The 23214-nt window shown below is 41.1% G+C and carries 20 protein-coding genes; 9 read left to right on the top strand and 11 right to left on the bottom strand.

The annotated features are described in order from the left end of the window. Window positions 1-140: 140 nt before the first annotated feature. The 5 genes from NE535_RS01815 to NE535_RS01795 all read right to left on the bottom strand — a co-directional run bounded on the left by NE535_RS01815 (window position 141) and on the right by NE535_RS01795 (window position 3934). Window positions 141-521 (bottom strand): VOC family protein, encoded by a 381-nt coding sequence (locus NE535_RS01815; protein ID WP_261296991.1) that lies wholly within the window; start codon window positions 519-521, stop codon window positions 141-143. Window positions 522-630: 109 nt separating this feature from the next. Beyond that, window positions 631-1008, bottom strand: coding sequence for a VOC family protein (locus tag NE535_RS01810; RefSeq protein WP_261296990.1), 378 nt, complete (start codon window positions 1006-1008; stop codon window positions 631-633). A gap of 57 nt (window positions 1009-1065) precedes the next feature. Then, window positions 1066-1920, bottom strand: a complete 855-nt coding sequence (gene blaDIM / locus NE535_RS01805) for a DIM/SIM/IMP family subclass B1 metallo-beta-lactamase (RefSeq protein WP_261296989.1) — start codon at window positions 1918-1920, stop codon at window positions 1066-1068. 68 nt (window positions 1921-1988) lie between these two features. Continuing rightward, the gene (locus tag NE535_RS01800) at window positions 1989-3335 is read right to left on the bottom strand and encodes an ABC1 kinase family protein (RefSeq protein ID WP_261296988.1); all 1347 of its coding nucleotides are present in this window, start codon (window positions 3333-3335) and stop codon (window positions 1989-1991) included. Between the two features lie 56 nt (window positions 3336-3391). Continuing rightward, complete coding sequence (locus NE535_RS01795) at window positions 3392-3934, bottom strand: hydrolase (RefSeq protein WP_261296987.1); 543 nt, start codon at window positions 3932-3934, stop codon at window positions 3392-3394. 132 nt (window positions 3935-4066) lie between these two features. Here NE535_RS01795 and NE535_RS01790 point away from each other — a divergent pair, with 132 nt between their 5' ends. The 6 genes from NE535_RS01790 (at window position 4067) to NE535_RS01765 (ending at window position 8710) form a co-directional block, all read left to right on the top strand. Then, entirely contained in the window at window positions 4067-5083 is a 1017-nt protein-coding gene (locus NE535_RS01790) for a DUF2235 domain-containing protein (RefSeq protein WP_261296986.1), read from the top strand. Between the two features lie 132 nt (window positions 5084-5215). Then, window positions 5216-6025 (top strand): cobalamin-binding protein, encoded by an 810-nt coding sequence (locus tag NE535_RS01785; protein WP_261297229.1) that lies wholly within the window; start codon window positions 5216-5218, stop codon window positions 6023-6025. Between the two features lie 429 nt (window positions 6026-6454). Continuing rightward, window positions 6455-6838 carry an MAPEG family protein gene (locus NE535_RS01780; RefSeq protein ID WP_261296985.1) on the top strand — a complete coding sequence of 128 codons (384 nt, stop codon included), beginning with the start codon at window positions 6455-6457 and terminating at the stop codon, window positions 6836-6838. Between the two features lie 274 nt (window positions 6839-7112). Continuing rightward, window positions 7113-7484: a curli production assembly/transport protein CsgE gene (locus NE535_RS01775; protein ID WP_261297228.1), complete on the top strand. Its 372-nt coding sequence runs from the start codon at window positions 7113-7115 to the stop codon at window positions 7482-7484. Window positions 7485-7494: 10 nt separating this feature from the next. After that, window positions 7495-7896: a curli assembly protein CsgF gene (locus NE535_RS01770; protein WP_261296984.1), complete on the top strand. Its 402-nt coding sequence runs from the start codon at window positions 7495-7497 to the stop codon at window positions 7894-7896. A 28-nt stretch (window positions 7897-7924) separates the two neighbouring features. Then, the gene (locus tag NE535_RS01765) at window positions 7925-8710 is read left to right on the top strand and encodes a CsgG/HfaB family protein (protein WP_371931121.1); all 786 of its coding nucleotides are present in this window, start codon (window positions 7925-7927) and stop codon (window positions 8708-8710) included. A gap of 86 nt (window positions 8711-8796) precedes the next feature. Here the strand turns inward: NE535_RS01765 and NE535_RS01760 are convergent, their stop codons facing one another. The 3 genes from NE535_RS01760 to glnD all read right to left on the bottom strand — a co-directional run bounded on the left by NE535_RS01760 (window position 8797) and on the right by glnD (window position 12750). Further along, window positions 8797-9153, bottom strand: a complete 357-nt coding sequence (locus NE535_RS01760) for a hypothetical protein (protein ID WP_261296982.1) — start codon at window positions 9151-9153, stop codon at window positions 8797-8799. A gap of 182 nt (window positions 9154-9335) precedes the next feature. Next, a complete protein-coding gene (locus tag NE535_RS01755) occupies window positions 9336-9836 on the bottom strand; it encodes a YcxB family protein (protein WP_261296981.1) in 501 nt (166 codons plus the stop codon). 265 nt (window positions 9837-10101) lie between these two features. Continuing rightward, window positions 10102-12750 carry a [protein-PII] uridylyltransferase gene (gene glnD, locus NE535_RS01750; protein WP_261296980.1) on the bottom strand — a complete coding sequence of 883 codons (2649 nt, stop codon included), beginning with the start codon at window positions 12748-12750 and terminating at the stop codon, window positions 10102-10104. 78 nt (window positions 12751-12828) lie between these two features. Between glnD and NE535_RS01745 the strand changes: the two genes are divergently transcribed. The 3 genes from NE535_RS01745 to NE535_RS01735 all read left to right on the top strand — a co-directional run bounded on the left by NE535_RS01745 (window position 12829) and on the right by NE535_RS01735 (window position 17634). Then, window positions 12829-13551 carry a 16S rRNA pseudouridine(516) synthase gene (locus NE535_RS01745; RefSeq protein WP_261296979.1) on the top strand — a complete coding sequence of 241 codons (723 nt, stop codon included), beginning with the start codon at window positions 12829-12831 and terminating at the stop codon, window positions 13549-13551. Between the two features lie 505 nt (window positions 13552-14056). Further along, window positions 14057-15025, top strand: a complete 969-nt coding sequence (locus NE535_RS01740) for a LysR family transcriptional regulator (RefSeq protein WP_261296978.1) — start codon at window positions 14057-14059, stop codon at window positions 15023-15025. A 320-nt stretch (window positions 15026-15345) separates the two neighbouring features. Beyond that, window positions 15346-17634, top strand: a complete 2289-nt coding sequence (locus NE535_RS01735; protein WP_261296977.1) for an OmcA/MtrC family decaheme c-type cytochrome — start codon at window positions 15346-15348, stop codon at window positions 17632-17634. Window positions 17635-17847: 213 nt separating this feature from the next. On the opposite strand, the gene NE535_RS01730 is transcribed toward NE535_RS01735, so the two are convergent. From NE535_RS01730 to NE535_RS01720, 3 genes are all read right to left on the bottom strand, one after another. Beyond that, window positions 17848-19380, bottom strand: a complete 1533-nt coding sequence (locus NE535_RS01730; protein ID WP_261296976.1) for an MFS transporter — start codon at window positions 19378-19380, stop codon at window positions 17848-17850. Between the two features lie 175 nt (window positions 19381-19555). Continuing rightward, complete coding sequence (locus tag NE535_RS01725; protein ID WP_261296975.1) at window positions 19556-19891, bottom strand: PBPRA1643 family SWIM/SEC-C metal-binding motif protein; 336 nt, start codon at window positions 19889-19891, stop codon at window positions 19556-19558. Between the two features lie 247 nt (window positions 19892-20138). Next, the gene (locus tag NE535_RS01720) at window positions 20139-23147 is read right to left on the bottom strand and encodes an ImpA family metalloprotease (RefSeq protein WP_261296974.1); all 3009 of its coding nucleotides are present in this window, start codon (window positions 23145-23147) and stop codon (window positions 20139-20141) included. Window positions 23148-23214: the final 67 nt, after the last annotated feature.

Genomic DNA, 23214 nt, shown 5'->3' with positions numbered 1-23214 from the left:
TGTTGGTTTAGGGGATGCATCATTAACTGCGTATATTTCTATTTTGACTGCTATGGCATTGGTGAGCATTTGACGTTGCGGTTATTGCTATGTTTTTACACCCGATGAAAACACCTAGATCCATCACAGCACCTGTGGATTTACGCTAAGGGCAATTCAGCCATTAAGCCGATTAAGTTTTGGTCGGGATCCCGTAAAAAACCTATCCACAAATGATGGTCTGTCATTTTGGCTGCTAATTGTGGTTCACGTTCAAAGTTAATGCCTTTCGCTTTGAGTTGAGCTGTGGCTTGATGGATATCTAAGACTTGGTAATAAATTACAGAGGTTTTATGGTCTTCAGCTTTACCTTGTAAGGTGGTGAGCATTAAGCGTGTGCCGCCACAGTTAAAAAAAGCTAAACCTGATGGGACTTCAAATAATAAGCTCAAACCAAGGATATCGCGATAAAAGGCTACAGACTGATTGATGTCAGTCACGGCAATGGCAATTTGACCAATTTTTTCAATGTTCAAATTCATCTTAGCGTTATCCTTATCGACTAGGGGACTAGATTAATGGTTTATTGATTCAATCACTGTGCTTTACTCTAATGTAGGATGAGTAAAGCACAATGTGGTTAAAGTGGTTTTACACTCTATGTAGCGCGCATAGCTTGTTGCCATCAGGATCACGTAAATACGCTAGGTATAATTGAAACCCTGGGCCCTGACGAATGCCGGGAGCATCTTCACAAGCCGTGCCGCCATTTTTAACACCAGCGGCTTCCCATGCGTTGGCAAGTTCTGGCGTTGCAGCTGCAAACCCAATGGTCGTGCCATTTCCGTGGGTAGCTGGCTCACCGTTAATTGGTTTAGTTAAGGCAAAAATGCCAGATGGAGTGAAGTAGAAACAACGACCTTTGTCATCAATCGTCCCCGGTGCATGGCCTAATTCGCCTAAAATAGCATCGTAAAACTTTTTCGATTTTTCAATGTCGTTAACACCGATCATTACATGGCTAAACATGGTGACTCTCCTTGTAAGGCTCTTATCGAGCTTGTTTAATAAACTTTTAATGGGCTACTACTTTGTTTGAGTATGCTGTTGGTTGTACTGCGCTATAAGCGCCATAGTATGGCTGACTAATGACATATCACCACTGGCGCCATGGCCTGGTATCACTAAGTTAACTTGTGGAAATTGTTGTTGCAGCTTATTTAGGGTTAATGGCCAAGCTTTCATATCTGCCTCGCCCGTGTAGCCCATATTGGTGGAATCTAACGACTTAATTAAGCAACCGCCAAATAATATTTTTTGCTTAGGAAGCCATACCACCAAATTATCTTGGGTGTGGCCTGCACCCAGATCGTATACCTCAATTAAATCGGCTTTAACGCTGTAATGCTTACCAGTAAAAGTGGTTTGAGCTTTTGATTTATGGCTATCGGCTAAAATAAGCTGGGTAGTTTCAGAGACTATAGTATTAATGCCCTGACTATTTAAATAACCAATGCCTCCAGCGCGGTCTTGATGGGAATGGGTTGAAATACTGGCAACTGCGGTGAAACCTTGCAGGGTAATCCACTCAAGTAATTTGGCTGTGTCCTTGTCTGTCCATGGTGTATCAATAATGTATGCTTGATTATCTTGCACCACGACTAAACCATTGGCCTCAACTAAACCAAAGTTTGTTACATTCAAATAAGATTTGTGTTCATAGATACCTTCGGCAACTTGTTTGATCGCGAGTTGATTGTTTTGTGTTGCATTGTCGCTTTGTTTTTTTGCATTCGCCGTTTGGGGCGCAGAGTTTGATACTGCAATTGTGGCACTATTTTTATCTGTATTTGGCGCGACAGAATGTGCTTGGCTGGCAGAATTAACCAAAAGCCCCAGCAAGCAAACGATTTTTAAACGAGTAGATAACCCATGATTCATAAATATCTCAACAAGATTTAATAGCGGGAGTGGCGGTTGCCGTCACCAAAAACGATAGACCGGTTATGTTACTCTTTTCTTCCGCTGGTGACAGATTGATGAACAGAAAATAATGCCCTGACATTTACCTTTGCTTTAATTTTGGCTGCTAATAAATAAATCCCGGCTAACTTACGATGGATGAAAATGGCGTCCATTGGCGGTGTATGCCATTGGTCTTGTTTTGTGCTCATGGCCTTTGCGGCATCAGTAACGCGTTTAGCTAACTGACTTTGGGCAAAGTCATATTCACCATCACAGCGCAATGGCTCGCAGGCTTGATGGAATATCTCTACGATAAGCTGTTGCTGCTCAGGGGTAATGTTGTCTTGAAAAAAGCCAATGTCAGCTGCAGCGCTGGTAATTAATTCATAGTCACTGGTCATCGCGCCTAGCATTAATCGCCTGTAACCATTCGATAAATATTCAGGAACAGCGCGGGTTGCACCAAAATCTAATAGTACAATTTTGTTGGTATCAGTTTGGTATTGAAAATTGCCAAAGTTAGGGTCTGTTTGCACTAACTTGAAGGTAAACAATTCAGCTAAAAATAGTTGTAATAACTGACTGGCAATCTTATTTCTGCTGGTTTGATCAAGTGAAACAACCGACTCTATCGGGACGCCTTCGATAAACTCCATGGACAAAATGCTGTCATTACTGAGTTGTGGGTACACCTTTGGTACAACAAAATGTGGGTATTGCTTCACCCATTCTTGGTATTGATTTAATAAGGCAGCTTCGTGGAGATAATCGGCCTCGTGGTGCAATTGTTGTTTGGCCTGCAGCAGAAGCAGATCAAGTTTGACATTATCCGGCACAAGCCCCGACATTTTTAACAACGTGGCCACGTTATCTATATCGCTGTCGATGCTGCCTTTAATGCCTGGGTATTGAATTTTTACCGCCAGTTTTTCACCTGTGGCTAAGTAGGCTAAATGCACCTGACCAATCGAAGCTGCTGCAAATGGGCGCAATTCAAATTGACCAAATACATCAAGCCAATTGTCACCCCATTGGTTTTTTAGCACGCCGATGAGTTGTTTGTGAGGCATAAAATTTGCTTCAGAACGCAGTTTAGCCAATACCTCAGATAGTTCGGGTGGCAGTAACTCACCAGCGTCCATAGATAACATTTGGCCCACTTTCATTGCGGCGCCGCGAAGCTGGGCCAATTTATCTGCTACGTGGCTAATATTGGTGGGGGTCAATATCAGTTGTTGCAGTTTAGGTGATTGTCCTTGGCTATATTGTTTCACCCCCTCTTTAATCACATTGCCAGCCAGTCGGGTTGCTAAACCGCCAAAGGCAGAAAAACGAGAAAGTCTGCCGCTAGGGATTTTAGCGGCCTTTAAAGAATTGGATTGCTTATTCATACCAACCTAGCAACTGCATTAAGGTAATTGATGATACGCCGTTAAGCGGAAAAAGATCATTTAATCAGTTTTAATAAGGCTTTAAAACGGTCGCCTTCTGCTTGATGTTGCAGCTCAAATAATAACGACTCAACGTTAGTTAGTTGGGCGCCAAGGTTTAGCATCATTTGAATGCCTAGGACTTTATTGTCGATTGAACGCGATGACATGGCATCAGCAACAATATGCACATCAAAATCATGCAGGAGTAAATCTTTGCAGGTTTGATAAACGCAGACATGGGTTTCAATACCGCATAAAATGACTTGCTTACGGCCGTTTTTGGCAAGTAAAGTTTGTACTTGTGCCGACTGCCAGCCGCTAAAATGCTGTTTGGCGATAGGCTGACAAAGTGGTGTGAGTATTTCAGCAAGTTCAGTTGAGGTTTTCCCTAGCTTATAAGGTAATTGTTCTAGCCAAATAACAGGCATACCAAATAGGGCTGTACCTTTAATCAGTGTGGTTAATTGATGATGTAATTGGCCGGAATGCTGCATGACCTGTGCTAGCTTACCTTGAACATCAACCACCATGAGTATGCAATCTGCTGGATTTATCATATTTGGACTCGATTTAGGGTAAGTGGTAAGAATAAAATATCGCTGCAATAACTATGACAGTAGATGGTTTTTTAGACAAGTTTCCAATAGGGCCTTAGTCTAACAGGAATAGGGTTAAATGGATTTGTCACTATGAATAAAAGAATTGTGGTTTGTGCCGACGGCACGTGGAATCGACCAGAGCAGGATGTTGCCAAAGATTATGCTACCAATGTGCTTAAGTTTGCCCGAGCTATCAAACCTTTTGCTGCTGACGGTAAGCCGCAACAAGTATTTTATGATTGGGGAATAGGTTCGTACCATGATGCTTTAATTGGTGGTGCAACAGGGCGAGGGTTGCACAAAAATATTGTCGATGGTTATCGCTACATAGTACAAAATTACTCGCCTGGGGACGAAATTTGGTTATTCGGTTTTAGCCGCGGCGCCTATACTGTGCGCTGTTTATCTGGCTTAATTAATAATTGTGGCATTGTTAAGCGCCCCGAAGCCAAATACATTCAAAAGGCGTTTGATCATTATAAAACTCAAGCCGCCAAATACGCCCCAGATGGCAGTCAATCGATAGCCTTTCGAGAGCAATACTCTCATCCCTCAAGAGATGTCGCCTTTATTGGTGTTTGGGATACGGTTGGCGCCATGGGGATCCCATTTTCATTTTTAGGGTTATTTGAAGACAAAGATGAGTTTTATGACACTAAGATTGGTGGCAATGTCAAAGTGGCGCGCCATGCTTTGGCCATTGATGAACACCGTGAAGACTTTGCTCCTACGATATGGTCACCAAAAGACAGTGTCAGTATTGAACAAATGTGGTTTGCCGGGGCACACTGTAATGTGGGGGGCAGTTATCCGCCTGATGCGGATGGTACAGCGTTATCAGATATTCCATTACAATGGATGATGCAGCAGGCTGAGTTGAGTGGGCTAAGCATTGAAAATCATTTATTAGATGGTATTGTGCTTAACCCGCTAGCCAAGATAACCCATTCACGGCGTCGGTTTTATCGTTTAAAGCAAAAATTATTACGGCCAATTGAAGTTGCAGACACCATAAAAGTGCACGATTCAGTTAAGCAACGTTGGCAGCAAGATGAACAATATCGTCCCGATAATTTAATGCCATTTGCTCAGTTACAGGGTTGGTGATAGGTATGTTTAGTCGTTGCAATACAGGGCGATAAACCCATCTATTTAGTTTATCTGATGATATTTACTAACAAGGATTTTAGTTTGCCACATTTTATGATTAACCAAATAACTAGAGTGTTCATGTTGTTTATGGCCCTTACGGGCGGCGCAGTGTTAGCGGCAGAGCAATCAAATGATTTTTCAGCGGTAAAGCGGATTGTCGCCTTGTCTCCCCATGGGGTTGAAATGCTATTTGCTATTGGGGCTGGAGATAAGATTGTGGCGACCACTGATTATGCTGATTACCCAGAAGCTGCGAAATCTATCCCACGCATTGGTGGCTTTTATGGTATTCAAATTGAACGGATTATTGAGCTTAACCCAGATTTGGTAGTGGTATGGCAAAGCGGTAATAAGCTTGAAGATATTAATCAAATTCAACAGCTAGGCTTTAAGGTGTTCAATAGCGATCCTAAGTCATTGGATGATGTAGCAGCCGAATTAGTGCAACTGGGTGAGCTTACGGGGTTACAAACCCAGGCTGAACAGGTTGCCGCTGACTATCGAGCTCAATTAGCCGATATTCGCCAGCGAAACCTCAATAAACCGTCAGTGAAAGTATTTTATCAACTCTGGTCAACCCCCTTAATGACAGTGGCTAAAGGTAGCTGGATACAACACAGTATTGCAGCATGTCACGGTGATAATGTGTTTTATGACGCCGCCAGTGAGTATCCACAAATTAGTATCGAGAATGTACTGTTAACTCAAGCAGAGGTAATTTTACAAAGCCAAGATGAGGGCAATATTTTAGGCGTAGATTGGTCTGCTTGGCCTGAATTACCCGCGGTGAAAAACAAGCATATTTATCAACTTAATGCTGATTTACTGCACCGTGCTTCACCTAGAGCCATTTTAGGGGTGGCCGCTTTATGTGAGGCATTAGATAACGCCCGTTAGATAATATTGTTATGCTCATAAGAAGAGTGATGTTTTAATTAATTGATTTGTAATGGAAAATGTCCAGTCTTGGTTTGTCTTTGTTTTAGGCATGCTGAGGTTGGCTGACCGGCCAATAAATTTCGATATTCAATTTCAAGTGAAACCCGCCATAAATCAGGGTCTTTTGTGGCAAATTAAGCGCTAATTTCATCATCAGTATTTTTAACTACTATGTTTTCTAACCTGAATGTGGCTTTGCTGCTGTGTAGCTGATTGCTGTGTAGCTGATTTGTGTGGGGGGGGAATTCGAATTTGATTGCATTTTACAAGCCCAGAATTCATTTTAATTAGCATATTTATTATGACTGCATGCTAATTAGCACAGATGAGAACGCCTTGATATATTGAATCGGCCTCATCAAACATACATAACAATAAGGACTGAAAATGAATATTTTAATAATCTGTTTATTTATTGCGATGCTATTACCGTATCTGGCTAAAATGCCGGTCGCAGTGGCGATGGCAAAATTAGGCGGCTATGACAATGCCCATCCTCGAGCCCAACAAGCCAAACTCACCGGGTTTGGTGCAAGGGCGTTAGCAGGGCATCAAAATGCGTTCGAATCATTGTTGATTTTTGGTTTGGCGGTATTAACGGTAATTGCAACCGATACTGCGAATGAAACCTCTAGCCTATTGGCGATTATCCATGTCATTGCTCGAGTGGTTTATCATGTTTTATATTTATTAAATTATGGCACGTTACGGTCATTATCTTGGTTTGTGGCAATCGGCGCGTCTATCGGGATTTTTGTTCAGGCACTGTAATCATATCGATTTTTACGTTTGATTCTAAAGCAGCCTCTTCGCTGCTTTTTCAATATTTAGCCCTACCCAAAAGTACTAATTTACTACTTTTGACCTAGACAAATGGGCTAATTTAGGCGGGTTTTACCCATTGAAGGATGACGTAGCTAGGTGGATATTGTTAATGTAGCCTTTCTATATTTAGGGGAAGGATTACCCACCAATGACAGGAAAGAGTTGCTACTTTTATTCATTAAGCGTGCATTGCTTTGTTGGCAGTTTATTGCTCAGTTTAATGATGGCAATAGCCATACCTTCTAAAGTGTTTGCTGAAGAGTCTGATATTGAAATTAGTGGCTTAGTTATTGATAGGACGTTAACGCGTTTTGGGAAAGATTTTGGTTTCTATTATTCCGGTTATTGGCGCGACCTTCCTTTTACTCAAGGCTTCAATGTTACCTTGTATGAAACTGTTTACCCACAGGCTGGTACCCTATTAACGCTCGAGATCAATGGTACGCAAATATATCGTACCCACTTTGGTCGGCGTGCAATGCCAATTAAAGAGCGGGCAGAGCAAGCAGTATTAATAACCATCGATTACATTGCCCAAATAAAGGCAAATGCTGTAACAACGGATATGGCTAGTTCATCAGACGGATTTTAGGATAAAAATAATGAAAAACAGGATGTTAATACCACTTTATACACTTTGTATTAGTGCTTTTTTTATGAATGGACTATCGGCTACAGAATTAGTCTATACTCCGGTTAATCCCAGCTTTGGCGGCTCGGCTTTAAATGGATCGTTTTTGCTCAATAAAGCCAATGCGCAGAATGATAATCAATCTCCTACTAATGAAAAAGACTTTGTGACAAGGTTTAAAGAGTCATTAGAAAGAAATATTATTAATACCATCACACGTGGCGTAGCAGATGGTGATATTACCGACGGAATATATGACACCGGAGACTTTCGTATTGAGGTTGTGTCTACTGGAAATGGTGTGATGTTAACTATCACAAACTTGCTATCGGGTGATGTCACAGTCATTGAAATGCCAACTTATGGGGTGTAATTTGATGACAAAATTATTCTCCCAATCAATCGCTCTGATGTGTTTTTTAGGATTATTGTCAGGTTGTAGCTTGATCCCCAAACCTGATCTTAATTTAACAGCTGCACAAGTTAATCCAACAAGTGAAACTATGCTTGCTCTTCAAGCTCAATCAGGGCCTAAATATCCGATCCCTGTTGCCGTGTATTCCTTTAGAGATCAAACTGGTCAATATAAACCTCAAGCAAACGTGAGCTCATTTTCAACCGCTGTGACTCAGGGGGCAACATCAATGTTGATACAAACCCTATTAGAATCTAAGTGGTTTATTCCGGTTGAACGAGAGGGGCTTCAAAATCTATTAACAGAACGTAAAATCAGTAAAAAGCAGGGTACAAAGGATGATGATGTTCCGAGTTTATCTAATGCACGTTTATTGTTAGAGGGGGGAATTATTAGTTATGAAACCAACACGAGTACTGGTGGTGCTGGTGTTGAGTATTATGGTATAGGTGCATCTGAAATGTACCGAGAAGATCAGGTTACCATTTATTTACGTGCTGTAGATGTGCACACAGGTAAAGTGATGATGTCGGTATCGACGACGAAACGTGTGTTATCACAAGAAATGCGCGCTGGATTATTTCGTTTCACGAGTTTGAATCGATTGGCAGAAGCGGAAGTGGGCTTTACTACTAATGAGCCAGTACAGTTTTGTGTATTGCAAGCGATTGAGTTAGCGGTTGCTGAGATGATTGAGAAGGGGATTAAACAAGGCTATTGGCAAGCGGTTGATGATAGTCAAGCTAGCATGACAAGTATTGAGGCAAGTTGATCTCGCGCCAAAAACTGTAAAATTAAGATAATTCAAGTGCATAATAACACCTACCAAAACAGTAGGTGTTATGTTTGCTGCGTTTCTTACTGGTTAACTTCTTCCGGTAATGTGTCTTCTTCAGACAAGGCTTCAACTAAGGACTTTTGATTTTCCTGTGTTCCAGGTGATGCATTATCAGTATCGACCGCGCCGTTTTCACTAGGCGTGACACCTTCTAGGTATTCGACTCTCTCGTAACCGCGTTCATTAAGTTGGTCATTGACGCAATCGAGTAAAAAAGAGGGGATTTCATTTTCTGGTAAAGAGTCTTCTTGAGCGATTGCAGCGCAGGCGGCTTTCAGCGAGATAATATCTTTTAACTGTGCCTGAGGCTGAGCGTTAACGGCAGCCGAAAATAACATTATAGTGGAGCAAAACAAGCTAATAGCAGGGTATTTCATTTTAATGTCCTATTTTCGATAGCACTTTATCATTATTTTGGTGTGATTCATCAGCACCCGTCATGCTAAAACACGCGTCGCTGTTCAGTTACTTATACTGAATGCTGTTAACTAAATATTAATATAACTTCAACAAATTAACTATACCCTGCACAGTAAGAGTTTTTGCTTGATGGATACTTTTATATTTTGGTGCGGACAAAAGCGATGGCTTCTTCAGATAATCCCCGTTTGCTTAAGTAACTTTTAGCGTTAGCTAGGGTGATCATAAAGCCTGTATTCATTTCACTAATACGGTAAACATCAGTCCATTTGGTGGTCTGATTAACATAAACTGACTCAATTAATATTCCCTCATCACTTAAGGTTAACGAGGCATTGTTATTGGCGGCTTTACTCATCATTTGACGCCACAACCACCAAGTGCGCTTAAACTTTATACTCAGCGCCTCTACCACACTTAATCCAATGAAAAAGTAACCTAAATAGTAAGTATTTTTATGGGCTAGTTCATTATTACCTAGGTTTGTTGACAGTAAGATACCTAAACCAATAACAGCAAAAGTAGCCGTTTTGATAAAGTCTTTGCCTTTGATTTTAGGGTCTATTGAAGCATCATATGTTTCGGCAAAATAGCTTTTATCAAGAGTGAATTCATGGCTGAATGAGAATGGTTTTGTCATAGTTGTTAGCTCTAAGTCAGGTGTACTTTGGGTTATGGCCAATATGATTTCAATAGGTTGCCGGTCAATGAAAACGCAATGGCTCTCATCATTGATCTCATGGGTATGATACAAACGGCTATTATCTCACAACTGATTTGAATGGCTAGGGCTGTTGGTATTTGCAGTCAAAGTAACCTTGAAAGCTCAGTTTTTTGGCTGTCTAAAAATAAAAACGCCGAGAATAAGCAGCTATTATCAGCGTTAATTACTTTGTCTAAGATTGTTAATCACCTACGGTTTGATTAAGTAATTCTGTCAATTGTTGGCGTTCAGCATAGTCGAGCTGTTGACCTTGGGCATTTGATAGTAAAAACACGTTATCTGCTCTTTCACCCACGGTACTGATATTGGCACTGTGAATGGTCAATTCCTGTTTTCTAAATGCACTCGAAATTTGCTCCATAAATTCGCTGGTATCTAAGGCTGACACATTGAGTACTGTGCGCGTAGATTGGCGGGAATATAAAAACTCAATGCTCAGCTGATTTTCAAAGCTTTTATGGGTGCGTGGTTGGCGAATTTTAGGCAGTTTTGCATCATGGTCGAGCACTCGATAGAGTTTTTGTAGCACTTGATTGCGACGCGTTTCACTGAAAATAGGCATATCATCAAAATCCAATACCTTAAATGACTCAACCACATACCCGTCTTTTGTTTTCGATATTTGTGCTTGTTTTACCGAGATTTTTAAAGTGGCAAGGGCGTTGAATAATTTAACAAATAACCCCGGTCGGTCTTTACTGTAAACGAACACATCGCTACAACCTTTCACGGTAACGTTGTCGATTAATATTAAGGTTTCAAATTGACTATCGTAGTCGGGTTGTAACTGGTGTTTGATTAAGGCTTTACTGTAACGAGCGATATTATCGGCTTCAGCATGGCTAAAAAATGATAATGGAAGTCGTTTCCATAGTGCTTTAATGGTGTCAATCTCACCGCCATCAGCGAGTAACAATTGCAATGCATCTTGTTTGTGATCGCGCACAATCGCCCGTAATTGTTGCACATTTTCAAAGCCGTTATGAAGTGCTTTACGGGTAGCAAGATAGAGTTCTTTTAGCAGTGCCGCTTTCCAGTTATTCCATAAATCATCGTTGGTTGCTTGAATATCGGCAATGGTTAAACAATACAGGGCATCTAGTCGTGTTTGGCTGCCGACAGCTTTGGCAAAGCGATTAACCACATCTGGGTCATGAATATCCATGCGCTGTGAAGTGATTGACATCAGTAGATGATTTTCTACTAACCAACAAATTAATCGTTCTTGAGAAAGTTTAAGTCCATGAAACTTAGCAAATAAGCGCGCATCAACAGCACCTAATTCACTATGGTCACCACCACGCCCTTTAGCTAAGTCATGGAACAATGCTGCAAAAAGTAGTGATGATTTGTTCGACATTTTTTGATAAATATCAGCGGCTAACTGTCTATCTTTGTCTATCGTGCCGTTTTGAATATCTGTACCATATCGATAGATGTTTTTAAGCACCTTATGGGTATGTTCATCCACGGTATAGGCGTGAAAAAGATCGAATTGCATTTGACCGACGACTTCACGCCACTGTGGTAAGTATGACGCCAGAATACCATGTTGATGCATAAGGGTGATTGCCAACCCCATACCTTCAGGGTGATTAAAAATTTGCTTAAAGGTTTGTCGGCAAACTTGAAAATCTTGTAGATCACCCATTAAGCGTCGTCGAACCTGTCGAAGTAAGCGCAGCGTTTCAGGGCTGATACCGATAATTTGGTCATGGTGTGTGGCTATCAATAAAAACAGCGCCATAATTTGTGTACGGTCAATAAACACATCTTCATCGCGGACATGAATATGTTGGTCAACGATTTCAAATTTATCATTAATCGGGATAACGTGAGATGGCGCATTGGGCGCTATTTCACGGGCAAAATAAGCCATAAGTAGTTGGTTTAACTCACGTATGCGCTTCATTGCTCTAAATATTTGGCGCATCATTTTTTCAATGGCAATATTGCCACCTTCGCCTAATGAGCTGCCTTCACCAAAGCCCATTAACTTAGCCACTTCAGCCTGATATTGAAGTAATAAGCGGTTTTCTGGCCTAGCTGCGGCTTGATGCAGAGCAAAACGCACCCTTAACAAAAAGTTTTGACACTCCATTAACTCGGCATATTCGTCATTGGTAAAAAAGCCGCGACGTCTTAAGGTCAGCATATCTGCGACACCAAAGTGTTTGCGTGCTACCCAAGTTAAGGTTTGTAAATCACGCATACCGCCTGGGCTGGTTTTTAAATTTGGCTCAATACTGTATGCCGTTCCTTGAGCTTTAGTGTGACGCTGCTGTTGTTCGGCCAATTTGGCTTCAAAGAAGGTATCGCTGCGCCATAATTCATCACTGTATAAGGCTTTAAGTACCTTAAGTGCATGTTCTTCTTTACCTATAATATGTCTAATTTCTAATAGGCTGGTGGCGATAGTGACATCATCGCGACAGCTTTGATAAGTGTCTTGAAGCGAGCGAACACCATGGCCTAAGTCTAGATTCAAATCCCATAGTTGGGTTAAAAATGCACTGACTTTAGCTGAGTCTTGCTGATTTAAAGGGGCATCGTGAATAATGCAAATGTCGATGTCAGAAAAAGGATGCAAGGTCTGACGGCCATAACCGCCAACGGCATTAAGTGAGATAGTATCGACATCAAATTGATGTTGTTGCCAAAGTAGGCTGAGTAATTGATCAAAAAAGTGAGCGCGATTGGTCAGCGTTTCGTTAATTGAGCAATGTAGAATGTTGTCTTCTAAAAACTTATCTAATGATGAAATGGCTTGTTTAAGCTCACTAATATTCATCCCAGAGCGCAATTCTGTACTAGCAGGTTGCGAAATCATGTTACTCCTTGTTGGTTTTTTCCTCTTACAGGGTAAGGTATTATGTAACCTAACTCAACTTTGATAAATCGATAACTTATGGTTTCCAAGCGTGGTCGAATTGACACTTTTGTAGCTAAACGCCTGCAAATACCTAAAAAAATGGTTCGTAATTTGATTGCTTCCGAGCAGTTATTTATCGATGGGCATCAGGTATTAACGGCAGATACTCAAATTGATGAATTCAGTCTAATTGAGTGTCAGGGCAATGTGTTGCAACAAAGGCAGCGCGCTTATTGGATGCTTAACAAACCCAAAGGCGTGGTAAGCGCCACGATTGATAATCAACATGTTACGGCATTAGATTTATTAGCTGGTATCGATAAAGACTTGCTACACATTGCCGGAAGGCTAGATCTAAATTCGACCGGATTATTGTTAATCACTAATGACGCCAAATGGTCTCAAAGGTTGATGGCGCCTAAAAGTAAAGTAACAAAACGCTATTTAGTCACCTTAGCTAACCCGATAGATTCAACCTATGTAGCGGCTTTTGCTCAAGGAATGTGGTTTGAATATGAGGGCATAACCACTCAACCCGCTAAGCTAACTGTGCTTTCAAAGCATCAGGCCATGGTCGAGCTAAAAGAAGGAAAGTATCACCAAATAAAACGTATGTTTGGTCGTTTTCAAAACCCTGTGATTGAATTGCACCGTGAATCGGTTGGTGAAATCCGTTTAGATGACGAACTGGGTGAAGGGGAGTTTAGAGCCTTGTCGACAGCGGAGATTCACTCAATCAACGTCAATGCGTCTGTTTGATAATTGATGCAGCAGGTTTGTGGTATTGTTTAGCGATAAAAGTTCATCTATTGGCATTGTGAGTGTTTAGCATAATAGTTTATTCATCATATGTTTGACGTTAACTCGTTCTGCTGGTGATTGTTGGTTCTGTCAATTATTGCTAGGAAGCGTAAATTAACATTTGGTGGAAACACTTGGAGAATATTCAAATAAATAATGGTAGTTATTGTGCAATAAACGGCAATATTATCATCCATCTCAATAGCTACTTTTTCGTCAGCGTCATTCAAACCATTCAAACTACATATGTTGTGTCAGTGTAATAAGTCAGTCGGCGGTAGAAATGATATTTCTTAATGAGCCAGTTTGTGATGAAACATATAATGTGTGTATCAATCTTCGTTTATAGTCTTATTTTCTCATCAAGCTTAAATCAGTAGATACTCATTTAGCGAGACAGATCAATTTTTTAACCTGAATGAAATGTTAGCTTGAATGTATTGGCCGAACACTGAGAAAAAATGTGGATACTCAAGTAATAAAAAAAATAAGCGAGTTAGATGTTTTTTGTTTATTGGTTTTTAAAACCATTTATGAAACGGGCTATGCCAATTTGGCCGCTAAAGCGTTGGGAGTGTCCGCACCTAAAGTCAGCCGTTGTTTAACCTCGTTGCGTAATACATTTGACGATGAGTTATTTTATCGTCGCCAGCAAGGGTTAAAGCCTACCCCTTTAGCGGAACAGCTATATCAGCCTATCTGTCAGTTTAGCGATACCATAGATCAAATTGAATCGGTCGCACAACAAACTAAACGCAATCCATTAAAGCCAGTACTTAATGTAGCAGTGTCACCCAGTATCATTACCAGTTTGGCAATGTCGCTGAGTTTACCTGAGTTTTTTAACCACTTTGGGCCTTTACGCTTACATCCTTGGCAAAATGATACTGAAGAGAAAATTCATAAAGGTGAAATTGATTTTGGAATTGGCTTTGATGAACAAAACCAACATGGATTAAATGTGACCCCAATCATTGAGGTCAGCAGTTTATATGTTGTCGCTAATAAAGATCATCCTATCTGGCAATGCCCAAGCCCTATTTCGATAGAAGATATTGCTGAGTTTGATTATGTGTATTTAAAATGTCATGGCTATAACCACCGTATTGATCCGTTAGAGTTGTATTGCCAAGAAAGTGGCCATTTCTTAACAAATATCGAATATGTTTCAGGATTAGATGATTGGTATTGGCATCTAATGACAATGGGCAGTGTGTCATTAACGATAATGCCTGAGGGGCTGATAGCAAATGATATACCTAGGGTATGTTCGCAACCTTTGCCAACGAAAGAGCTAAACAAATTAAAGAAGGTGATGAACTTCCCAGTTTATTGTTTTTTTGAAGGTGATGAGCAATATCGCCGATATTCTGAAGAGTCCAAGCGAATAATAATTACTCTCATTAATAAGTTGTTTTTAACTGTTTCGTAAATAAAACACTTATACCTCCTCAAAAGATAAAGAAGCAACTTCAGTCTTTATATCGTATTGTTTTACAACTAAATATTTAATTGTGTACCTAATTGGTGATATTTCACGCGTATTTGAATAACAATTTAGTGTGTCATCAATTTCAAAAGTGGAAATCACCAATTAGAGGATCTGCAATCCGCAATTTTGAAATTGTAAATTTCATTTAACGAAACTTTAACCTCCGTTCACATCTTCGATACGTAATCCACGCAAACAGTAAGGTTTTCATTATATTTTAAGTATGCAAAAGCATATTTCATTAAATCGGGGGATTTAAAATGAAAACCTATAATAAATCGTTAATCGCCATCGCCTTTATTTCTGCATTCGGTTTAGCCGCGTGTGGATCTGACGGTTCAGATGGTGCCCCTGGAGCACCTGGCGCCCCAGGTCAACCAGGTACTCCAGGCACACCCGGCACACCCGCAGGTGATGTTGTGACTACTGTGAGTTCAGCAGCTGATTTAGTTGTTTCTGTTATGCCTGAAGATATTGTTGTGGTTGGTGACAGCCCATTTACCCTTAAATTTACTGCAACAGGTAAAAATGCAGCGGGTAATGCAAAAGCATTCTCTGGTTTAGAGAAAGTGGCGCTGTATGTCATGAGCCAATCTGAAAATACCACAGATACCGGCGCGCCAATGTTGTGGGTAAACCATACGTTAGCAAATGAATTCGGTAGTAGCATGTATTGTACATCAACAGGTAAAGCCGCCGCCCGAGGTGGTGCTGAAGTTGATGCTTGTACCTTAGTTGAAGATGAAGCTAACCCTGGCACCTATACTGGTACTTGGGCCCACGAAGGTAATGCGCCTGTGGTGTTAGCGGCTGGCGATGCCAATGATCTTGTGCGGGTATTTATTCGCGCCTATGACGTTACCATGGCTGATGGTACTGGCGTATCAGATAAGATAATGTCTACTCCAGTGGATTTTATTCCTGCAACTGGCGAGTTAGCTATTTCAGCTAAAGATACTGTGTCGAATGCGGCGTGTATTCAGTGCCATAGCCCAATGGATGGTTATGCTGCTACCGATCTGCGAATTGCAAATATCGGTGCTCACCATAATTACCAAAAAGTAGAAAACTGTGTTGCGTGCCATAATCCAGCTTATGCAGGTGGACAGGACGATCCTGAAAAAGGCTTTAACGCTAACTTTAATGCGATGATCCATACCATTCACGCGGGTCATCATATTGCGGATGATTTAACCGGCGAAGCCAAAGAAATGTTCGGTGAAATCGGTTTCCCAGCAGAGCTTAATCAATGTACCACTTGTCATGATAACGGCACCGCATGGAATGATAATGTGTATGCTGAAGCTTGTTTGTCGTGTCACGTTAATGTTGACTTAGCAACGGGTGAGAACCATCGTGGTATTGTTCCTGGTAGCGATGCTGTGTGTTCAGGTTGTCATGGTGCTGGTTCGTTAAGCCCTATGCAAGCGCATAATGTGGGTGATCGAGATAGAGTCGCCGATGGCTTAACCTTTGACTTTACCTCTGCAGTAGCAACGACCACCGCTGATCCTTTAATGTCTACCTTAACGGTAACCGCTAAAGTGATGTTAAATGGGGTAGCCATTGCCGATGGTACTGATTTAAGCGAGTACATGACCAGCACTAGACGTGGTTTGTTAATTGGTAACTTAGAAGCTGATGGTACTCCACTTCGTGGTTTAGGTATGTCAGTTGTCACTGATGCAAAAAGTTTAACCGGTGGGGTGATGACCTTTGCCAAAGACTTTGATACAAGCCGCTTAATGGGACCCATATATGTCACTGCAGAAGTTCAGGTTTGTGCTGAAGCTGACAAAATTGTTAAATGTACTAAAAATGCCGATGGCGATATTGAACAACTTGGTGTGGCAAATAATGCACCAATCAAGTACTTCAATTTATCAGACCCAACAGCAGATGAAGTCATAGCCCGTGTTGATGATCCAGCCCGTATCACGGTTAGCGAAGCACAATGTAATACCTGTCATGGTAATCTTACCCATGTAAAAGGTACTCACGGGACAACCGAATTTACTCAATGTATGGATTGTCACAATAACCGTTATCCTGGTTCGTACCATGGTGATGTAGCCTACGATACCGGTACGGTTGATGCTGACGGTAAACCGATTTTCGCCAATGTCGATGGCCTAAGTTTCAGTAACAGAGATCTTGTTACTGTTGCGCACAGATTCCACAGCGGTGCGTGGGACGGTGGGGCAATATACTTTGATAAAAACATGAACACAGTAGGTTATCCTGCCTTAGCAACAGATTGTCAGGCGTGTCATAAAGAAGGCGCAACCTTGTTTGCTGATGATGGTGGGTTAACGTCTGGTAAACGTTCTATTCAAGTGAGTGCGACAGAGTATATTTCGCCAATTGCTGAATCTTGCCGCTCTTGTCACATTAAAGGTTCTGCATTAGCTCACTTTGAAAGTAATGGCGCATATGTCGAAGGTAATCCTGCAACAACCGCTAATTTACCTGTTGAGTCATGTGCGACTTGTCACGCAGAAGGTAAAACTTATGGTATCGATAAGGTCCATATGGGAGGTGCACATTAATCCAGAACAGCGCACTATGTAAGGTTAGAATGACTTATTAAACAATCTACGAAGTACACAGGTAAGCAATGACATTCTATTTTATCATTGCTGTGCTATCGAAATAGCTACTTGAAACTTCAACCAAACGAAAGGGAGATGCAAATGCATCTCCCTTTATTATGTGTGTTTGTTGACGAGGGTGTGACTCGTTCAAAGACCCATTTTATATCGTTATGCTTGCTGACGCTGCATTTGCAGTAACCATTTGCCGTAGATGAAAATGCCCACAGCAGAAATAATACCAATCGCAGCAATAATATACCAAGCCATACCAATGTTATTGGCTTCATAAAGCATATGAGTTAATGGCTGTGCTTCAATACCGGTAAAATCGACTAAGCGCATGAAGGCTTCACCTTGAGGAATGGCATCCACATCGGTTTGGCTCATGCCGCGAGTGACGAGCTCATTACGGGAAATGATTTCTTTTGATGCATAGATTTGATAAAGCTTAGGTGCAAAATACCCTTCTAATGTCCAACCAATTCCTTGCGGTAACATCACAAAACCTAAGTACATGGCTTTTTTACCTTCAGGGGCAATGTTACCCATAAACTCATTTTTCTTTGGGCTGATCATCATTTCACCAAAAGAAAACATCACAATCGCTAACACCATCATCCATGCTGCATTAAATGCCCCTACTAACATGATGGCGACAATGCTTAAAATACAGCCAACAAGCATGGCGGTAGTAATACGATACTTAGCAGTAAAAGCGGCCACTAAAAAGCAGGTTGTCATAATCATACCTGCATTCAAGTTAAGCATACCTTCAGGCATGACTTTGGTGCCGTCGTTATTTAACCCGAGCCAGAATTGCAAAATACCGTTACTGGTTCCTTCTGGGCCAAATAATGAGGTGACAATAATGCTGGTATCCACCCATTCAGCAATATGAATAGGTAGCACATCAAACAAAGAATTATATAAAAACCAGAAGCCAGCAAACACTAACATATAGTAAATTACTACCGGTTTTTTAAGCTCATGCAGGGCGTCTTTCCATAAGGCGTCTTGTTGTATTTCGCCAGACTTTACTTTACGTGCTCGTTCAATTCGTTCATCTTTACCTGGCTCTTTGTAGGCCAATAAAAATAAAAAATTCAATGAAATAATAGCCGCACACGCATAAAACACGTTATCCCAAGATAACTGACGCATATGCACAGCAACCAGTGGTCCTAAAAATCCACCAATATTAACCACTTGATAGAAAATACCCCATGCCATAGAGGTATTCTCTCGTTTAGTCGATAGAACCAATGTGCCTTGGATCCCAGGTTTAAATACCCCAGTACCGGCAGCTAGCAACATTGCTCCTATCAAAAATCCCCAGAAACTTGGGAATAATGCCATGGTTAGATAACCCATGATTTTAATAATGGTTGAGACAAATATGGTTTCTTTGTAGCCGACGCGATCGGATATGCCACCCGTTAAAACAGGAATGAAGGTTTGCAGTAAAGCCCAAGCCGCGAGAATAATACCGTAGTCGTGAAGATCTATCCCTAAACCACCTTCAGACTCTGGCGATTTAGCATATAAACCTGCACTGGCTTTAACACCATAATAGGCAATTCGTTCAACCAGTTCCATGCCGCCTACTAGCCAGAAAATATAGCCAAGGCTGGTAATGGATGCCCACATACCAAGTTGTTTTACTTCACTTAGGTCATTGCCTGAGTGTGAATTAGCACTCATAAGTTACCCTTTATTATTTTGGTTTTTATTAACTATTCTTAATCAAAATAGGTCGGCAGACACTTTACCTAACTTAGTGCCAATTACAAAATAACTCTGATGAAATAGAAGAGGAATAACAATTTTTTAAACAAAAAAGCGAGCTATAAGCTCGCTTGATTCATTTTTATACTGGCTAACCACAACATTTTTTATATTTTTTACCGCTACCACAGGTACAAGGATCGTTACGGTTAATTTTCGCTTCAGCGATAACCGCTTTGGGTTTATTTAAAATCCCTTCTAGTTGAATGATGTTTTCTTCAACGTCACTGTTTACAGTAATAATGGCAAAAAGTTGCTGTTCATCAACCATATTTTGCACCGCTTGCTTACGTTTTTCTGTTTGAACAGTTAACTGCAGCGGACTTGCTTCAGTGCCAACTTTAGTTTGGCGCTTGGTGTTATATCCACTTTCGCCATAGGCCGGTTTTGGGGTTCTGCGACCTTTAAAAAAGAATTTATCTGACATAGTGGTATACCGTTTGATTGGATGATGATTTTGGCTGAAGCTTTTACAGTAATTAAAGCTGTTTTACCAGTGATTTTGATCTTTTTTGCGCAATGTCCCAATGGCTGGCCGCTTTAATATGAGCCAGGTGAATTAGGTTCTTCATTATTCAAAGCGTTAAAAAAGTGAGGTAATGGAATGGTGTACTCGCGAACCTGAGGGCTAAATTTATTAACCCTCAAATTCTCTTATTTGGTTTGTCACTTTTCTAATTGAAAGGCCAGGTTTGAACACCATCAATAGCAACGACTGGCAAGTCTAAGCCATAGCAATAACCATCTTTTTCAAATGCAAAAACCTGTTTTATGGTTGCAGTGTAGCCAAATTGGGCCACTTGTAACTTGGCTTTATCTGAAACCGTTAATCCCCACATATCAAACAGCGGAAGGTAATTCAGTTTAGTTGCATAGCTCATGGCAATGGCGAGAAAGTCATTATTGCTAATTGATTTAGCCTCAGTTTGATCAAAAAGACTAAAGCCAAGTTGGGTTTTAATAACATCCCACTTATTCAGATCATTTTTGTTAGCTTCAAACTCGCGCAAAATGATGTGCAACCTAGGTAATAAATGCCAGCCGTTAGATACAGCACCTTGCTTTTGTGCTGTAGCGTACATTTGCACCATTATTGACATGCCTTGGCTCCAACCATTTAGATTTGCAGCTTTCATAAAGGCGAAAGGATCAGCCGTTTGGGCACTTTGCTGTAGTAAATCAAACTCATTTTTAATCGGTAATGATTGGCAGTTTGGTAACTCACCTAAAGATAAGTAGTTCATATACTTAGTGTAATAAGAATATGGGTTGGTTGACGCATGACCATCGACACCATCAAAACGCAGTTTTGAATGCTCTAATCCGTGGCCGAGTTCATGAATATCACCATGACCCAGTGGGTTGAAATTCCAAAACGCATCGTAAGGGTTACCTGAACAGCCTGAGCCGCAAGTCGCCTGATCAGCATTCATGTGCTTTACCGTATTTAACTGAGCTACTGTTAAGTTGTGGCTACTGGCAAAATCAACGATTTCAGCAACAGTGTCGATATTCGGACCTTGAAATCCAGCGAGTACGTGCGGCAAATTATGTAAGTTATTATTCATGGCTTCAGCCATGGTGTCCGCAGTATTCCAGCGCGAATAAAGTGTCATCGTTTGCTGCATTTTATCGGTTTGCGAATGGACTTCAAAATGCGGGCTGGCTATTTCTGCCCAATCATAATCAGCTTGGGCAAGCGCCGTTGCAAAAGTATTAGCATCTAGGCCATCACGCCAATATGGATGTTCGCCGATATTACTAAAGCTGAACTGGGTGTTGATATCTGATTGATCAAAGCGAACTTGCACTGGTCCACCGTAGGCGCTGTTTAGGGTAACCGTTTCGCCTTTTTTGAGTTCAATTTGCGGTGATTGCAGATATTTAGGTCTGTTGTAACTATTTTCACCAAACTCTTTGGTCGATGCTGAGCGTTGGGTATTGATAAATATCCATGTACGGACGGCGTTATTGTCCGAGCGCGTGATACTCATTGGTTTACCAGGGATGTGATAAACCCCTGCAGAGCGGAAGCCACTTTTACTGGTAATGCTAACCTGCTTGTCTTTAGGTGTTACATGGCTAAAGTCTGTGCGGCTAAAGTTACCTAGCGAATGAGGTACCATGCTAAATGAGCGCGTATAAAACACACTGTGGTCAGCAAAATAGGCTTTGGCAAAGCTTAAGTTGTCCAAGCTGGCGACATTCATTGGATAGTTAATCTCTTGGCGATAAATATCGCCTAGCAGTACCAGCTTTTTATAAATTGCATGGCTATCAGGTTGCTCAAAAAGTGTCACTTTATGTTGATCTAATTGATTAATTCGCTGCTTTATCGCTTGTAAACTTGGACGGTAATTATCGCTATAGAGTGCTTCACATTCTGTTTGGCAAAGGCTGAAATTAAATGGAAACTCTTGCTGTAAAAATCCCTTAACCCACTTTTGCTCATCACTGAATAACGGTGAGGCCTGCTGCATATCGGCAACGGTATTCCAATTGGCTTTATCATTACTGAAATAATTACCTGGGCCGCCTGGTGCTTGCATTGAAAAGTGAATTTTACCAAGTACGATTGCGGTTTGTGGTTTACTATTCCAGGAGTGTCTATGGGTATATAACAATGGTTTTTTTTGACTTAAAGCTGAATCTAATACGCTATTAATCTGAAGATCTGTAAAGACTTCATCAGACGCCACTACCACTAAGTCGCTGTCATTAACGCATGTTGTTAAGGTTTCATCTGTTGCTGAACTATCAGCGCAATGGCTGACTGTCATATTAGGGTATTGACTGGCAAACCAAGTTTTAACCCAACTTGCACCTGAGTCATTTAGGCCAAAAATACTGATGCGGTTAGTCGATGTATCAGTTAATGTTTGTTGCATTTGCCAAGCTAATAAACGCTTGAAGCTAGCTTCAAATTCAGGGAAGTGTCCAGCATTGAGTCGATTAAAAATATCGGTACCAAATGCGGCGTGGTTAACGCCCTGTTGTGCGGTCGCAGCGGCTAATATACGCCCCTGATTACCTTTAAGTAACTCAAAGGTTGGATTATTAGGGTATCCATGAATTGCATTATTAATCTCAATCAATTGTGAATGCTGACCAGGTTCAAATGCGATGGCATCAGTACTAAAAATGGTGTTTAAAAAATCACTTTGTAACTGCTGAGAATGAATAAAATCCTTATCAAGGCGCTTAATTAAACTCGTTACTAGAGGACCGTTAATATCACTGACATTACCGGTTTTCATGGCGGCAGAAATACGATCGTTTAGGTTGATGTTAACCAAAGTTGAAGCCGTTTTATTTTTACTGTCTGTGACGGTCAACTTAAGTGTGATGGCGGTGTCATTTTCTAATTGTGAAGCATCAATAATTACAGTCTGCTTATCAGCACCACTCAGAATAACTTCCGCTCCTGCAGTTTGTTGCCATTGATAAGTCGCAGTCACACTGGGATCAAGGGTTACATTTGCGCTAAGGGTAATCGCTTGTTCATTCCACTCGGTAAATGGGGCGATGGTGGCAATTGTTGGTGCAGCGGTTTCTGCTGGTGGCTGAGTGACTGGTGGGGGAACAATGGGAGGCGTCACTGATGGCTCAGATGATTCTCCTCCACCGCATGCCGTTAACAGTAACAAAAGTGCAGGAGTGGTAAATGCGTAATGTTGTTTCATATCGCCATCTTATTTAACATGTTTGCAGCATTATGCCGCTTGGGGGAAGCGAGTGCAAAACTAAATA

Source organism: Shewanella holmiensis, assembly GCF_025370255.1.
GTDB classification, from domain to species: Bacteria; Pseudomonadota; Gammaproteobacteria; order Enterobacterales; family Shewanellaceae; genus Shewanella; species Shewanella holmiensis.
This window is presented reverse-complemented; position numbering and strand designations above follow the sequence as displayed.